The organism is Clostridium punense (assembly GCF_017874425.1).
GTDB classification, from domain to species: domain Bacteria; phylum Bacillota; class Clostridia; order Clostridiales; family Clostridiaceae; genus Clostridium_J; species Clostridium_J punense.
The window spans coordinates 15,939-31,856 of the sequence record NZ_JAGGLL010000039.1 but is presented as its reverse complement, the minus strand read 5'-3'; the positions used below and the strand labels follow the sequence as shown (position 1 = coordinate 31,856).

Below are 15,918 nucleotides of genomic sequence, written 5' to 3'. Positions count from 1 at the left end.
AAGGATTCCAAGGAGTACCTGGGCCAACAGGACCAACAGGGCCACAAGGACCAGTAGGACCAACCGGACCACAGGGATTACAAGGAATAGCAGGATCAACAGGAGCTACTGGAGCAACAGGACCACAGGGTCCACAAGGATTCCAAGGAGTACCTGGGCCAACAGGACCAACAGGGCCACAAGGACCAGTAGGACCAACCGGACCACAGGGATTACAAGGAATAGCAGGACCAACAGGGCCTCAAGGATTACAAGGCATAGCAGGATCAACAGGAGCTACTGGAGCAACAGGACCACAGGGTCCACAAGGATTACAGGGAGTGCCTGGACCAACAGGACCACAAGGACCAATCGGACCAACTGGACCATGTTGTACAGGACCAACAGGGCCAACAGGACCAGTAGGCCCACCTGGAGGGCAAAGTTGTTGTGACTATTGTTGCAGAAGAACTCAAGATTTCCTACAAGGATTAATCAATTACCTTGCTACAAATACAGCAGGAATTACTTCAATTAGGGTGGATATATTTGTTAAGGGTAATAGTGGAAATAATAGAATATCCAACGTAACCTTAAGATCAACAGATATAATTGATAGGGGATTATTAATTACAGATTGTACAAACTTGCAAGAAAATTGTTGTAGGGCTATAGCAATTTGTAATATAACTGAGATTATATTCCTAAGAAATAGAGTAACTATTAATGAGCCTGCTCCAATTGGTGGAATACGAGTTAATGTACCAGCAGTACCACCACCAGCAGGTTGCGAATATCTAGATGAAATTAGACAAAGATTACAAATAGCGGATGATAATAATACTCCATTAAATATAAGATTCTATAATTTTGAAAGAAATAACTCAGAAGTTATATCAGCAGTAGACGGAATGGGAACGTTCACTAATCCAGGTCAAGGGACTTGCGGTACCATATTTGCATCATACTGTTATATAAATACCTTTAAGCCAACAAGTAGAATTAGCTAAAGTCTTATAAATTAACTATAAATATGATAATTTGCGTAGTTTTTAATAGTAGGTATTAGTTAAACAATGATAATTTTTATAGGATACCCTTAACAGGGTATCCTTAATTCTATGATTAGGAGGAGATTTATGATTTCTATAAGTTTATGTATGATAACAAAAAATGAAGAGAAATCCATCGAAAACTGCTTGAAGTCTGTACATGACATTGTTGATGAGCTAATAATAGTAGATACTGGTTCTAATGATAATACTATTGAAATTATAAAAAAATATTCGAATAATATTTATAACTTTAATTGGATTAACGATTTTTCAGCTGCAAGAAACTATTCTTTCAGTTTAGCTACCAAGGATTATATATTATGGTTGGACGCAGATGATGTATTATTAGAGGAAGATAGAGTAAAACTTATAGAGCTTAAAAATAACTTATGTGATGCTACAGATTATGTTGGAATGATGTATGATTATTCTTTTGATGATAATGGTAACTGCACTTATTCTTTTAGAAGAAATAGATTGGTTAAAAACTTTAGAGGTTTTTACTGGGATTGCTTCATGCATGAAAGGTTGAATGTATGGGGAAATCATGAAGATTATGACATTCATATAACTCATACAAGAAAGCACGATAATAACAAAAGGAATATAGAAAACTTTAGAAAAAAAATGTTAGAAAATTATTATTTAAATCCTAGAGAAACTTATTATTATGGGGGAGAGCTTTTTGCTGGTGGGTACTATGATGATGCTATAAGGGTTTTAGAGAACTTTCTTGAAATGGACTATGATGACAATTATGATAAGGTAAATGCGTTGATTAAGTTAGCAGATTGCTACAGTAGCAAGGGAGATTATGAAAAAGCTATTAAATACTGTACCAATACTTTTAACTATGAAATTCCTAGGGCAGAAGTATGCTATAAATTGGGATATTGTTTTCAGAAACTTCAGAAGTACTATGAAGCTATTTTTTGGTTTAAAGAGACTTTGCACTCTAATTGCCCTAATGAAAATTTTATGAAAGTGGATAACAGTTGGATAAATTATTTGCCATATCAACAATTATGTTGTTGCTATTATGAAGTTGGAGATTTGAAAAATTCCTTTAGATATAATGAATTGGCGGCAAGTGAAATTCCAAATGACTACTATGTAATTAAAAATAAAGAGATGTTTAAATCTTTAGGTTTTCAAGTAGATTAGTAATTTTTTGTTCTAGTTTAATTTTTTAAAACTAAAATAATAAATTTTTAAGGAGTTTATGATGATTACTATTAGTCTCTGCATGATTGTGAAAAATGAGGAAAAATGTATAGGTAGCTGCTTAGCATCCGTAGAGGATTTAGTTGATGAAATAATTATTGTAGACACTGGGTCTACAGATAAAACAAAGGATATAGTTAAGGCGTATACAAATAAAATTTATGATTTTCTATGGATAGATGATTTTTCAGCTGCAAGGAATTTTTCTTTTAGTAAAGCATCGAGTGAATATATATTTTGGTTAGACGCTGATGATATTCTAAAAGAGGAAGATAGAAATAAATTAAAGAGGTTAAAAGAAGATTTCGATTCTTCATATGATGTAATTTCTATGAGATATAATTATGCCTTTAATGAAGCTGGATATCCAACCTTAACTTTTAGAAGAAACAGGATAGTTAAAAGAAGCAGAGGGTTCAAATGGTGTGGATTCATTCATGAGTATATCGCTGTTGAAGGCAAAATACTAGATAGTGATATAAATATTTCTCATATGAGGGTACATGGTAGTAGTGATAGAAATATAAATATTTTTAGGAATAAAATAAAACAAGGATATACATTAAATTCTAGAGACACTTATTATTATGGAAAAGAGCTGTACTTTAATGGAATGAATGATAAAGCTATTGAAGTGTTAAGTAAGGTTCCTCAGATGAATGGATGGTATGAAGAAAAAATACAAGCACTGATAACCCTTGCTGATATTTATTTAAACAAAGGATTTTATGAACAGTGTAGAAAAGTATGTTATGAAACCTTTGAGCATGATACTCCAAGAGCAGAAGCAATCTACAGAATAGCCTTAAGCTTTCAGGAAGAAGAGAAATATATACAAGCAATAAGGTGGTATGAAGTTGAAATTAATCTTCAAAAGCCAAGCAGTGATTTAGGCTTTATTTATGAAGAATATTGGACTTGGCTTCCTCAGCTCCAACTTTGCGTTTGCTACTTTAAGATTAATGATGTGCAAAAGGCTTTTGAGCATAATGAAGTAGCTTATAAATATAATCCTAGTAATAAAAGTATTCTAAGTAATATAGAGTTTTTTAAAAGTAAAGGTATAATAAAAAATTAAAATTAAAGATGAAATAAAAACGTTAGCATGGCTTAAGATGTTAACGTTTTTATTATGCGCTATACAATTTTGATTGACACTTTTAAGCGGGAGTAACCGTCATTAAAGTATTAATTATAAAATCATGAAAATAATATTATAATTAGCTTATAATATTATTATAACTTATTAATCTTCTTATTTCACAAAAATATGAAGGTGTAGTTAGCAATTAGTTTAGATATATGTAGGTTTTATTTGTAATGAAAGGATTGATATGAATGAAAGTAGGAGATAAACCCATAGTTGATTTGCAATTACCTAAAAACTTAAAAACAGCTACTCTTGCAGTGGGATGATTTTGGACTCCAGAGGCCAAGTTTGGCATGGTAGAAGGTATATATAGAACAAGAGTAGGATATTGTGGAGGCATAGCAGATAATCCAAGCTATAGAAATATAAAGGACTATAGTGAAGCTTTTGAGTTTGATTATGACGGTGATTTAATTACTTACGATTCAATAATTGAAACCTTTTGGTATAGCCATACACCAGAAAATAGAACTGGAAAAACTCAGTACAAGTCTATAATTTTTTATCGGAATCAAGAAGAAAAAATCATAGCTGAAGATAGTAGAAAACGATTTGAAAACCAGGTTGGAAGAAGTTTTAATACAGAAATTAGACCCTTAAGTAAATTCTACCTTGCAGAAAATTATCATCAAAAATTTTTTCTTCAAAATGTCCAAGAAATTAGGAAAGATTTCATTGAAATTTATCCTAATATTATGGATTTTATTAATTCTACTTCAGCTATGAAGGTGAACTCATACTGCAAAGGTAATGGCACACTTAAAAGGTTAAAACAAGAAATTGAAAGTTTCGGACTTTCGTCTCAAGGAGAAAAGGCCTTACTTGATATAGTAGAAGGTTATGGGAAATAGAAATAAAAATATGTTTATAAACAATATGTCTATTAATATTATTTATAGATGAACAAGTATCTATTGACACTCCCATAGGGTGTGATATTATATTATTGTATTATTCCTTTATTTGCTATAGAAAAACATAATAAGATATTTTTATACGCATACTAATAGGTGTTATTAAAAATAATACAAAAAAACAGTAAAGAGAGGTACTAATTATGTCAGTTGTTAAAATGAGTGATAACGCGGCTAAATTATTTAAACAATTTTTAGCTGATAACGAAGTAACTGCAGATGTTATAAGATTACATTTTGCAGGCATGGGCTGAGGCGGTCCAGCATTTAATCTTGTTCTGGATGAACAAAAGTCAGAAGATAATACAGAAACTATAGATGGATTAACTTTTTTAGTTGATAAAAAAGTTACAGAGCAGTTTGGAACTCTTGAAATTCTTTCAGGAGAAGAAAATGGAAGAGGTGGATTCTCTATTGAGCCTGAGAAGAAACCTGAAAGCGGATGCTCAACTTGCTCAAGCTGTGGCTAATAGATTTAAAGATCTCTAGGATATACCTAGAGGTCTTTCTTTTTGCTTTTGTATAAATTTAATACAGCTAATATATAATAAAGTTGAAAATAACTTCAATATAACTATATAATGTTTATATAGTTAATCTTATATAAGTGCAAGATAGGAGTGTTATTATGAGTAATGAAAATACTGAGTTATCCATGAATGATTTTTTAGAAGATATTAATAGATCCTTTAACCCAGTTAAAACGGGAGATATACTAAAGGGAAAAGTTATTGCAGTACATGATGATGGGTTAATAATTAATATAAATTATATGTATGATGGATTTATTCCTAAAAATGAAATATCTTTTAATAATGATATTAATATGCATGAAGAATTTGTTATTGGTGAGGATATAGATGTTTATGTTCTTAAAAATAATGATGGTGAAGGGCATGTGCTTCTTTCTAAAAAAATAGCTGATAATATTGTTGTTTGGGATGAATTAGAAGAATTAAGTAAAAACTCTGCAGTAATAGAAATTATAGTACATGAGGTAGTAAAAGGTGGAGTTATAGGCTATTTTAAGGGTGTTAGAGCTTTTATTCCTGCTTCTCAATTATCTATAAATTTTGTGCAAAATTTAAATGATTTTATAGGAAAGTGCTTAGAAGTTAGAATTATTGAACTTGATAAAGAGAAAAAGAAGGTTGTTCTATCTAGAAGAATTATTGAAGAAGAAAATAGAAAATCTAACGAGGAAAAACAATGGAGCTCCCTAAAAATTGGAGAATTAAGAAAAGGAAAGATAGTAAGACTTGCAAACTTTGGTGCTTTTGTAGAGTTAAATGGGGTACAAGGTTTAATACATTTAAAGGATTTATCTTGGAAAAGAGTGTTAAAACCAGAAGAAGTTGTGTCAGTTGGTGATGAAGTTGAGGTTTATATCTTATCAATTGATAAAGAAAATAAAAGATTAGGATTATCCTTAAAAGCTACTATTGAAGATCCATGGAATAAAGTTAATGAAAACATTAAAATTGGTAGTATCACTGAAGGAACTATTAAAAAGTTAGTTAATTTCGGAGCTTTTGTAGAAATATTACCGGGCATAGAAGGATTAGTCCACTTACATGAAATATCAGAAGATAATATAACAAAACCTGATGATAAATTGCATATTGGTGACAAGGTAAAGGTTAAAATATTGGAGATAAATAAGGAAAATAAAAGAATATCTTTAAGTATAAAAGAAGCTTTAGAAACGAATAAAGAATATGAAAAATACAATAAGGATGAAGATTTAACTCTAGGAGACTTATTTAGTGATAAACTAAAAGAATTAAAGTTTGATTAGTTATATTTATTAAAAATTTACTCTACGACCAATTTACATCATGTTAGATAAGTTTTGCTTAGTATCAAAGTTGCTGTTTTGTACAAACTATTAATGTAAAAAACTTAAGGAGGTCATAATCATGGCAAAAGCAGGAATGAGAAGACCAGATCCATCTGAACCACATGGAACAGAGAGTAATAAAAAGCAGCATTTTGAAAGAAATCAGTTTCATCCTGTACCAGAAATTCAAGGAAAAGCCAAGGTAACACACCAAAAAGCAAATCCAATTAAATATGATGGAAAGTGGTAAGGGAGGAATAAACCATGACAAAAGATAGTCAACCAGATAATAAAAAGGTTAGAATGGAAAAGTGTAACTACCAAACTCCTATAACAGAAGAAAATCATCAAAAAAATAAAAATGCTAAAAGACAGTCAATAAAAAATAATGATGTATAAAACCTTTAGCTCTGCAAATCTTTGCAGAGCTTTATTATTATATAAAAAGTTCATCTTTTTTCATTTTAAATAATCCTAGTAAAGTATTTTAATTTGTTGGTATTAAATTATCTGTAAAAAAGTTACAAGTAGTTTCTACCTATATAAATTCTAGTTAGAGCAAATAGGTTGGAGTTTGAATTTAAAATAAGTTGTTAAAATAAAAAATCTTATAAAGAACTTATAGAATTTTTCGAAGTTTCTGGTATAATCTGTTATATAAAGGGGGTTTTATCATGACTAAAAGTTTTAAAAAAAGTGATTTAATTTGGGGAATCGGACTTTTATTAGTAATTTTTATTTTAACGAGTCCTTATACTCACAAAATGTTTTTAGCTGCTACTAAAACACATCCATACATAACAGGATTCTTTAAAGTTGGAATTCTAGCAACCATGGGGGAACTATTGGCTATCAGAATTGTTAAAGGTAACTATGCTAAACCAGTAGGCATGGTATATCGTTTCGTAATATGGGGATTTATTGGTATGGCGTTTGCTGTAGTATTTGCACTATTTGCTGGCGGCGTTGGAGTGGTTATGAAGGATGGCCTTCTTCCAGTAGGTAAAGAAGGAACCCTAGCGAATAAAATCTTATCTGCCTTTTTTACTAGTACTTTTATGAACTTAGCTTTTGCTCCCACATTCATGGCTTTTCATAGAATAACTGATACTTACATTGATTTAGGTCAAGGACAATTAAGTAACATCTTAAAGGTAAAACTTTATGATGTTGTAAAAACCATTGACTGGTACGGGTATATTGGATTTGTTGTATGCAAAACTATACCTATATTCTGGATACCAGCCCATACAATTACATTTTTACTACCAAGTGAATATAGAGTGCTAACTGCTGCCCTTCTTTCAATTGTATTAGGGGCAATACTGGCAACTTCTAAGGCTAAAACTAGTATGAAACAAGGCAATGTATCAGCTTAAAATTATACAATAATAATTAAAACAAGAACTATTTAGTAGAATTATTAAAAAGACTATCCATAGAAGCAAAGCTACAATATGGATGGTCCTTTTGTTTTATGTAAAAATGAAGTTTAAATAACATAATTATATTTCAGCTTTACAGAATATTGAAAAGTAAGAAATATAATTATGCACTTAATAAAAATATATTGTAATATACTTCTAGGTACAATATAAATCAAGGAGGTACCTATATGGGTTTTAAATTATATAGTTAATAGATTCTGCCCCAAATAGGTTTGAAATATGTTCTTTAAAAAAGTTTTTGTAATAATTTAGCTCCTCATCTTTATAAATATACTTTCCGTAGCCGAACTGGCCGAATTTAAATTTTCTTAGCTCTTCTTCCATTGGTAAGCTAGTTTTAGGAAATACACTTAAAATATTCTCTTTTGCTCTCTTGGTAAACCTATGAGAAATAACCTCAAACATTACATTAGTACCAATATTATTTCGTATAGCTTCCAAAAGAGATAAATATTCAGATTCCCAATTTTCATATAAAAACACAGGAGCAATAATAAATCCTAAAGGATAACCACTTTTACTAGTTTTTATCGCAGCATGTAGCCTTTGCTCAAAGGTAGGGGTTCTATGCTCATAGGAACTAATGATCTTATTAGTATTAATACTAAATCTTATGGTAGTTCTGCCATTGTGCTCTAAATCAAGTAGACTATCAACTTCTGTAAATTTTGTTACAAATCGGAAGAGTCCATTTTCTTCATTACCAAAGAACTCAATTGCACTTTTTAATGCTCCACTATAAGGTTCTATAGGAATTGGATCTGAAGTAGCTGCTCCTTCAAAAATAGTGGTTTGTGGAGTTCTTTCTATTATATATTCCTTTGCTTTTTCTAATATCTCCTCAATATTCACATGGATTTTGGTATAAGGTCTTTTACCCATTTGAGTATTTAAATAACAATATTCGCACATACCCATGCAACCACTTACTAAAGGTAGCTGGTAATGTGCTGAGGGTTTGCAAGATTCAAATTTTAATGTTTTTCTAACTCCAATAACTAGGGTATTCTTTCCTTCTCCATACATATCCTGTGAGCTTTTTCCAGGAATTCCTGTTATCCTTCCACTGCTCGAATATTTAATTTCAATCTTTTCATTTTGAAACAGCTCTAATAATTTTCTGCCTTTTTCATATTCCAAGGCACTTTCTTCAAAAATAACACGTTTGGGTAGAAACATAAAATCACCTCAAAGTTATTTTTGCATATTTTAAGAAATAAATACATAGTTTAAAGTTTACTTAATTATTTAGTTTAACTCTAGAGATTTTTTAAAGTTTAAGGTTACAATAAATATTATATCCATCAAGCCTAGATATTGATTAACAGAAATATGAGTTTTGTATATGCTATTATATAACAGATTTTATGTATTATTATAGCATTTTGTAAGGTGATTTTATGAGTTATGGAGATATTCTTATAAGGCTAATGGTAGCAGTGTTTGTTGGGGGATTAATTGGATATGAAAGGGAATATAAGCAAAGACCAGCAGGTTTAAGGACTCATATATTAGTATGTGTAGGTGCAGCTGTTGTTTCTATGATACAGATTTCCATTGGTGAATGGACAATTCTACAAACTACAATTAATCCAGCTTTAAGTGAGGTTTTCAAAGTAGATTACGGTAGACTAGGTGCTCAGGTTATTACTGGAGTAGGTTTTCTTGGGGCAGGAACTATAGTCCATCTAAAGGGATCAGTTAAAGGACTAACAACAGCAGCTACGGTTTGGACGGTTGCATGCCTAGGTCTTGCTGTAGGCTTAGGATTTTACTTTTTATCTTTAGCTGCAACATTTATAATTTTTATTACTTTGATTATATTCAAAAAACTAGAAGGAAAAATTATTTATAAGAAAAAAAACATTAAACTTTATGTTGAATTTGATAATGGTATTGAAGGTAATAAGCAATTATGCCAATATTTCGAGAAAGAAGCTATCGAAGTCTTAACAGTTTCAATGGATATGGAAAATGAAGAGAATAAAAATTTTAAGTTTGAGTATTATATTAATGTGCCTGCTGCTTTAACTAACTCTTCTTTAATATGTAGCCTTGGTTTAATAGAGGAAGTAATCTCGTTTAAACTAATATAAACTAAGGTAGATTTTAAAATAGTCAAATACTTAATTTTACAGTGATAATAAGTTATTTCTGAAAAAATGTATAAAAAATAAGTGTTTGTAAATAATAATATGGAATTTAACAAAGGAGAGAAATTTATGGAGTATGTCAGTTTTATAGTACTAATACTAGCACTTTACCTTATAGTTCTCATAATAAAAAGATTTGAGGATAAGGCGAGGAAAGTGCTTACCATGGAGGAAGTTGAACATCTTATAGTATGGGAGAACAACCCTTTTAGAAAAATTAACCCTCCAGAAAAACTAGAGAGTATTATAGAGAAAATAAAAATGGGTGAAATAGTTGAAGTGAATAATAAAAAAGTATATAAAGATATTTTAAGAATTGCCACAAGAAATATGAAATTTAATAACTTAATTCTTATTGATGATGAAAAATAATAAAATTGTAACTGTTAACACCTAAAGTATACATTATAAAAATCTTCTTACCAAATTTTGAAGTAGGTAAGAAGATTTTTATTATATACAAAAATTTCCATTTAAGTTATAATTATTATAATTATTTTAAGTTTAATCTGAGGGGGAAAAACAATGGATTTAGTAAAAGTTGAAGAGGCTATTGGTATGGTAATTGGCCATGACTTAACAAAAATCGTACCTGGAGAGTTTAAAGGTGTTGCTTTTAAAAAGGGACATATTATTACTGAAAGTGATATAGAAGAACTAAAAAATATTGGTAAAAACCACATTTATGCAATTAACTTATCAAATGGGCTACTTCACGAAGATGAATGTGCACTAAAAATCGGCCAAGCGTTAGTCAACAAAGAGACAGGGACTTACTTTGATGGGCCTAGTGAGGGAAAAGTAAATATAAAATCGAATACAAAAGGGTTACTTAAGATAAATCTAAGTTCCCTTGATGATATAAATGATATAGAGAATATAATTTTAAGCACTCTTCATTGCAATACATTAGTTGAAAAGGGAGATACTGTAGCAGGAACTAAGATAATTCCCCTAGCTATAGACGAAAAGTATATAAAAAGGATACAAGAAATATGTATAAATGATAAAGTTATATGGGTAAAGCCATTTGAATATCAGAAGGTTGGTATAGTCATAACTGGGACGGAGGTTTTTCAAGGAAGAATAAAAGATAAATTTGAACCAGTGATAACAAATAAATTAAAACAATTTCCTTGTGAAATTATTGGAACTACATTTGTACCAGATGATCTTCATCAAATAACCAAAGCCATAGAAGAATTCATTAGTAAAGGTGTGGATATTGTTATAACTTCTGGTGGCATGTCTGTTGATGCTGATGATGTTACTCCTAAAGCTATAAAACATTGCAGCACTGAGGTAGTTTCCTATGGCTCTCCAGTACTACCAGGTGCAATGTTTATGCTAGCTTATTCGAACCATACTAGCATTATAGGACTACCTGCTTGTGGTATGTTTAATAAAGCTACAGTATTTGATTTGATTTTGCCTAGAATTATGGCAAAAGATAAAATTACTAGAAAAGAAATTAATAAACTTGCTCATGGTGGCCTTTGTCTTAAGTGTGAAGAATGTAAGTACCCAGTTTGCCCCTTTGGTAAATAGATTATGATATAACCCTGAAAATTTTGCTTTTCAGGGCTATTTAAATTACTATTAATAGTTTTAATAGTATCAAGTGATTCTGTGAGTTTTAGACCTTATTGTTAAACAATTTATTATACAGTAATTGATTCCATATAGTGGTAGTGATATAATATTTTAAGGTGATAAAAGATTTATAATTTACATAAACTTGAATATAAAGAAAAAAGTGAAATATTACTACTTTAATATATCTTTAGTATATAATTTATTAATTTACTAAGGGGTTAGATGGAGGTATATTAATGAAAATACTGATAACTAGTGACACATATTCACCTATGGTTAATGGGGTGGTAACTTCCACAATTAATTTATGTAAGGAACTGAGGAAACAAGGTCACGATGTAAGAATATTAACCCTTTCAAGTAATGGAAAATCTTATTTGGAAGATAATATATATTTTTTAAGGTCTATAGCTATTAAAGTTTATCCGGGAGCTCGAATTGGAGCAACAATTAAGGACTCTTTAATTAAAGAGATAATTCAATGGGGTCCTGATATTGTACACTCTCAAACAGAGTTTACCACACTTATATACGCTAGGTATATCGTGAAAAAACTTTCAATACCACACGTGCATACTTACCATACTATGTATGAAGACTATTTAAAATATGTATTTAAAGGGAGATTAATTACAAAAGAAAATTTAAAAAAGATTGTAAGAAGAATTTTAAACAAAGTAGATTTAGTAATTACACCTACTACTAAGGTTAAGGAAACCCTAATTAGCTATGGAGTATATACTCATATCTCTGTAGTACCTAGTGGAATTGACTTGTCTAGATTTATGATTGACCTTTTAGATGAGGAGAAGGAAAAATTAAAGATAAAATTTCAGATTCACAAGGATGATAAGGTTATTGTATATGTGGGAAGAATAGGAGAAGAAAAAAATATAGAAGAAGTTATAAGTAACTTTGCAGAATTAACCAATTTAGATAAAAAAGTAAAACTTATAATTGTTGGTGGTGGCCCATACTTAGAAGTTTTAAAAGGAGTAGCTCGAGATCATAAAGTAGAAGATAGAATTATTTTTACTGGGATGATTTCTCCAGAGGAAATATACAAATACTATAAAATGGGAGACGTTTTTGTTACAGCCTCAACAAGTGAAACTCAGGGCTTAACATACATTGAAGCATTAAGTTGTGGGATACCTGTACTTTGTAAGTACGATCAATGTATTGACAATGTAGTAATAAATGACCATAATGGATTTGCTTATAACACTAAAGAGGAGTTTGTTATGGAAGCCTTAAAGATATTAAATGATGCTGCTTATAGGAATAAACTTAGCCAAAATGCAATTGGTAAGGCCACTGAGTATTCTAAAGAGGCCTTTGGAAGCAAAATCTTTAAACAGTATGAAATAGTAAAAGTATTAAAGGTAACTGTAACAAAATAGTAAAGGTGTATTTATGAAGAACGATTTTGAAAATATATCTATATTTCAATTAAATGAAAATAATTCAAGGAAGAAAATAGACGAGCATAAAGAAGAGGTAATTAAGTATAACAACATACCCTTAGCTCAAAGATTAAAACCATTAACTTTAGAAGAATATGTTGGACAAGAACATATATTATCTAAAGATAAATTACTCTATAGGGCAGTTAAGGGTGATAGGCTCACTTCATTAATTCTTTATGGTCCACCTGGAACTGGAAAAACAAGTCTAGCACAGGTTATTGCAAATACTACTAAGTCTAACTTCATTGAGTTAAATGCTGTAACTAGTGGATTAAAAGAATTAAGGGAAGTCATCGATATAGCAATAAATAATCTGAGGATGAAAGCTGAAAAAACCATAGTATTCATTGACGAAATTCACAGATTTAATAAAAGTCAGCAGGATGCTCTATTGCCACATGTGGAAAAGGGAAATATTATTTTAATAGGTGCAACTACAGAAAATCCATTTTTTGAGGTTAATAAAGCACTTTTATCCAGGTCTATGATATTTAAACTAGAGCCTTTAATGGAAAGTCATATTAGGAAAATAATTCATAGAGCATTATGTGATAAAGAGCAGGGATATGGAAATACCAATATCAATTTGTCTGATGAAGCTTTAGCTTTTATTTATGAAAATTCTAATGGTGATGCTAGAAGAGCTTTAAATGCTCTAGAGTTAGCTGTGTTGACAACGGATAAAGACCTACAAGGAGTAATAACTATTGACTTAAAGATAATGGAGCAATGTATGCAGAAAAGGCATATTACCTATGATAAAGCAGGAGACTCCCACTATGATGTTATTTCAGCTTTTATCAAAAGTATGAGAGGCAGTGATGCCGATGCAGCGATTCATTATCTGGCTCGTATGCTTTATGCAGGAGAAGATCCAGAGTTTATTGCTAGAAGGATAGTTATAGCAGCTTCAGAAGATGTAGGAAATGCAGATCCCTATGCTATTTTAATTGCAACTGCTGCCTTAAATGCAGTTAAAACCCTTGGAATGCCAGAAGCTAGAATTCCTTTAGCTCAAGCTGTAACCTATATTAGTACGGCGCCTAAAAGTAATGCATCGTACCTAGCTATTAATAAAGCTTTAGATGATGTTGAAAAGATAGAAACAGGTCAGGTTCCTCCCCATTTAAGAGATAAAAGTTATAATGGGGCTACTAGTTTAGGTAGCGGAATTAATTACAAATACCCTCATGATTATGAAGGGAATTACGTAAAACAACAATATATGCCTGAGGAGCTACTAAATGTAGTTTATTATAATCCTCAAGGCTTGGGATATGAAAAGAGGATAAAAGAAAGAATCTCAAATATAAAGGGAAAATAAAATGACTGACTTCTTTTGTTAGTCATTTTTATTTATATTATTATCTGAAACTTTTAAAAATAAGATAAAAAAGTAACATAAGGAGGAATAAAATGACAATAAAACTTTATTATAATAATCCATACATAACAGAGTTTACAAGTGAAGTATCAGAAATTAAACAGGTAGAAGATAAGTATCATATAGTTTTAAAAGAAACGGGTTTCTACCCTGAAGGTGGAGGGCAGCCTTGTGACTTAGGAGAAATTCAGGGAATAAAAGTTGAGTATGTCTATGAAGAAGATGAAAAGGTTTATCATGTATTAAATAAGCCCATAGAAAGGACCATTGTGTTTTGTGAAATTGACTTTAATAGAAGGTTTGACCATATGCAGCAACATAGTGGTGAACATTTGTTATCAGGTGCATTTTTTAAACTTTATGGTGGAAAAAACCTTGGGTTTCATTTAGGGGTTGATTATGTAACAATTGATATTTCATTGCAAGAAGTGTCAAAAGAAATGGTGGAAAAAGCTGAGAAAATGTGTAATGAAGTTATTATGAAAAATATACCAATCAAATGTTACGTGGTTAATAAGGATCAGTTGAGCTCAGTACCTATTCGAAAAGAAACTTCAGTAACTCAAGATATTAGAATCGTTGAGATTGAAAAAACGGATTATAGCGCTTGTTGTGGTACTCACGTGAATAATACTTGTGAAATCGGATTATTAAAAATAATTAAGGTAGAAAAGTATAAGGGTAATTCAAGAATTTATTTTAAATGTGGTCATAGAGCATTAAAAGATTATGAAAAAAAACATGAGATAGTTACTGAGCTGGTTAAGCTATTATCAGCTGAAGAGCAGAGTATCACTGCTAAAATAGATAATATGAATAAAACCATTAAAGATAACAATAAAGCCATTTCTGATTTAAAAAGACAGATTTGTGAGTTCCATGTTGAAGCTATACTCAAGGAATTAAAACAAGATACATATAAAAAGCTTTATGAGGATAAGTCATTTGATGAAATAAGTGAAATTGGTAAGTTGTTAGTACAAGAAAATATTGATGTCCTTATAGGCAGCAGTAAAGAAAATATGATTCTGCTAGCTTCTAAAGAAGATAGTAAATTGGATTGTGGAAAGATTTTCAAAACTTCAATAAAATCCTTTAATGGAAAAGGTGGAGGTAGTAAAAATCGTGCCCAAGGTAGTTTTAACTGCAAGGAAGAACTTTTAGAGTTTTATAACTATTTAAATAGTGAAATAGAGAATATTTAAAAATCATAAATATTAATATGAAATTATGCACATCTTATAACTGTATAAATACTATAGGAGGGATAATATGAACCATAGTGAATTTATAACAGTTTATAACGATGCAGGTAAAAAAGTCGAGTTAGAACTCATTGATGTGGTAAAACTAGGCTCAGATGAGTATGTTATTGCTGGCCCTAAGGACTCCAATGAGGCTTATGCTTATAAAGCCGTTAAAAGAAGTGCTAGTGAGGTAGAATATATGTCCATTGGTGCAGGTGCTGAATTTAATAGAGTTTTAGAGAAATTCAATTCACAGGATCACTAATTTTAACATATGAAATGGAGGTGGTTTTATGGCAACAAGAGAAGAAGCAAAAGCTGCAAATAACAAGGACTTTTTAAAAAAGGGAATGAAGAGTGAAGGGCAAGTTAGTAAAAATCAATTTGTTTCAACTATTGAAGAACCTAAGTTAAATAAATCAGTTGAATATACACGTAGAGATGGTTATGAAGTTTAGA

At 30.6% G+C, this 15,918-nt stretch carries 16 protein-coding genes and 2 pseudogenes; 17 read left to right on the top strand and 1 reads right to left on the bottom strand.

Annotation, left to right across the window (positions count from 1 at the left end; all coding sequences use genetic code 11):
- The 9 genes and pseudogenes from J2Z44_RS21905 to J2Z44_RS18065 all read left to right on the top strand — a co-directional run.
- Nucleotides 1-989, top strand: a pseudogene (locus J2Z44_RS21905) (hypothetical protein); the annotation flags it as partial.
- A 129-nt stretch (nt 990-1,118) separates the two neighbouring features.
- On the top strand, nt 1,119-2,198 hold the full coding sequence (locus tag J2Z44_RS18095) for a tetratricopeptide repeat-containing glycosyltransferase family 2 protein (RefSeq protein WP_209649905.1): 1,080 nt from the start codon (nt 1,119-1,121) through the stop codon (nt 2,196-2,198).
- 61 nt (nt 2,199-2,259) lie between these two features.
- Nucleotides 2,260-3,336, top strand: a complete 1,077-nt coding sequence (locus J2Z44_RS18090; RefSeq protein WP_021282495.1) for a tetratricopeptide repeat-containing glycosyltransferase family 2 protein — start codon at nt 2,260-2,262, stop codon at nt 3,334-3,336.
- A gap of 350 nt (nt 3,337-3,686) precedes the next feature.
- A pseudogene (locus tag J2Z44_RS18085) lies at nt 3,687-4,259 on the top strand (peptide-methionine (S)-S-oxide reductase); the annotation flags it as partial.
- 206 nt (nt 4,260-4,465) lie between these two features.
- Nucleotides 4,466-4,576, top strand: coding sequence for an iron-sulfur cluster assembly accessory protein (locus J2Z44_RS22120; protein ID WP_021282497.1), 111 nt, complete (start codon nt 4,466-4,468; stop codon nt 4,574-4,576).
- Between the two features lie 374 nt (nt 4,577-4,950).
- A complete protein-coding gene (rpsA, locus tag J2Z44_RS18075; protein WP_021282499.1) occupies nt 4,951-6,120 on the top strand; it encodes a 30S ribosomal protein S1 in 1,170 nt (389 codons plus the stop codon).
- Nucleotides 6,121-6,241: 121 nt separating this feature from the next.
- Nucleotides 6,242-6,412 (top strand): hypothetical protein, encoded by a 171-nt coding sequence (locus tag J2Z44_RS18070; RefSeq protein ID WP_021282500.1) that lies wholly within the window; start codon nt 6,242-6,244, stop codon nt 6,410-6,412.
- A gap of 14 nt (nt 6,413-6,426) precedes the next feature.
- Nucleotides 6,427-6,561 (top strand): hypothetical protein, encoded by a 135-nt coding sequence (locus J2Z44_RS21900; protein WP_281064906.1) that lies wholly within the window; start codon nt 6,427-6,429, stop codon nt 6,559-6,561.
- A 275-nt stretch (nt 6,562-6,836) separates the two neighbouring features.
- Complete coding sequence (locus J2Z44_RS18065; RefSeq protein ID WP_209649901.1) at nt 6,837-7,541, top strand: hypothetical protein; 705 nt, start codon at nt 6,837-6,839, stop codon at nt 7,539-7,541.
- 243 nt (nt 7,542-7,784) lie between these two features.
- Here J2Z44_RS18065 and splB read toward each other — a convergent pair whose 3' ends face one another.
- Nucleotides 7,785-8,789 (bottom strand): spore photoproduct lyase, encoded by a 1,005-nt coding sequence (gene splB, locus J2Z44_RS18060; RefSeq protein ID WP_021282504.1) that lies wholly within the window; start codon nt 8,787-8,789, stop codon nt 7,785-7,787.
- Between the two features lie 221 nt (nt 8,790-9,010).
- On the opposite strand from splB, the gene J2Z44_RS18055 reads away from it, so the two are divergent.
- The 8 genes from J2Z44_RS18055 to J2Z44_RS18020 all read left to right on the top strand — a co-directional run bounded on the left by J2Z44_RS18055 (nt 9,011) and on the right by J2Z44_RS18020 (nt 15,917).
- A complete protein-coding gene (locus J2Z44_RS18055; protein WP_021282505.1) occupies nt 9,011-9,706 on the top strand; it encodes an MgtC/SapB family protein in 696 nt (231 codons plus the stop codon).
- A gap of 126 nt (nt 9,707-9,832) precedes the next feature.
- Entirely contained in the window at nt 9,833-10,135 is a 303-nt protein-coding gene (locus J2Z44_RS18050; protein WP_021282506.1) for a hypothetical protein, read from the top strand.
- A gap of 153 nt (nt 10,136-10,288) precedes the next feature.
- Complete coding sequence (locus J2Z44_RS18045) at nt 10,289-11,311, top strand: molybdopterin-binding protein (protein ID WP_021285798.1); 1,023 nt, start codon at nt 10,289-10,291, stop codon at nt 11,309-11,311.
- A 284-nt stretch (nt 11,312-11,595) separates the two neighbouring features.
- Nucleotides 11,596-12,762, top strand: a complete 1,167-nt coding sequence (locus tag J2Z44_RS18040; protein ID WP_021285797.1) for a glycosyltransferase family 4 protein — start codon at nt 11,596-11,598, stop codon at nt 12,760-12,762.
- A gap of 13 nt (nt 12,763-12,775) precedes the next feature.
- A complete protein-coding gene (locus tag J2Z44_RS18035; RefSeq protein WP_021285796.1) occupies nt 12,776-14,152 on the top strand; it encodes a replication-associated recombination protein A in 1,377 nt (458 codons plus the stop codon).
- A gap of 92 nt (nt 14,153-14,244) precedes the next feature.
- Complete coding sequence (locus tag J2Z44_RS18030; RefSeq protein WP_021285795.1) at nt 14,245-15,417, top strand: alanyl-tRNA editing protein; 1,173 nt, start codon at nt 14,245-14,247, stop codon at nt 15,415-15,417.
- Between the two features lie 67 nt (nt 15,418-15,484).
- The gene (locus tag J2Z44_RS18025) at nt 15,485-15,724 is read left to right on the top strand and encodes a DUF1292 domain-containing protein (protein WP_021285794.1); all 240 of its coding nucleotides are present in this window, start codon (nt 15,485-15,487) and stop codon (nt 15,722-15,724) included.
- Nucleotides 15,725-15,752: 28 nt separating this feature from the next.
- Nucleotides 15,753-15,917 (top strand): hypothetical protein, encoded by a 165-nt coding sequence (locus J2Z44_RS18020; RefSeq protein WP_021285793.1) that lies wholly within the window; start codon nt 15,753-15,755, stop codon nt 15,915-15,917.
- Nucleotide 15,918: the final 1 nt, after the last annotated feature.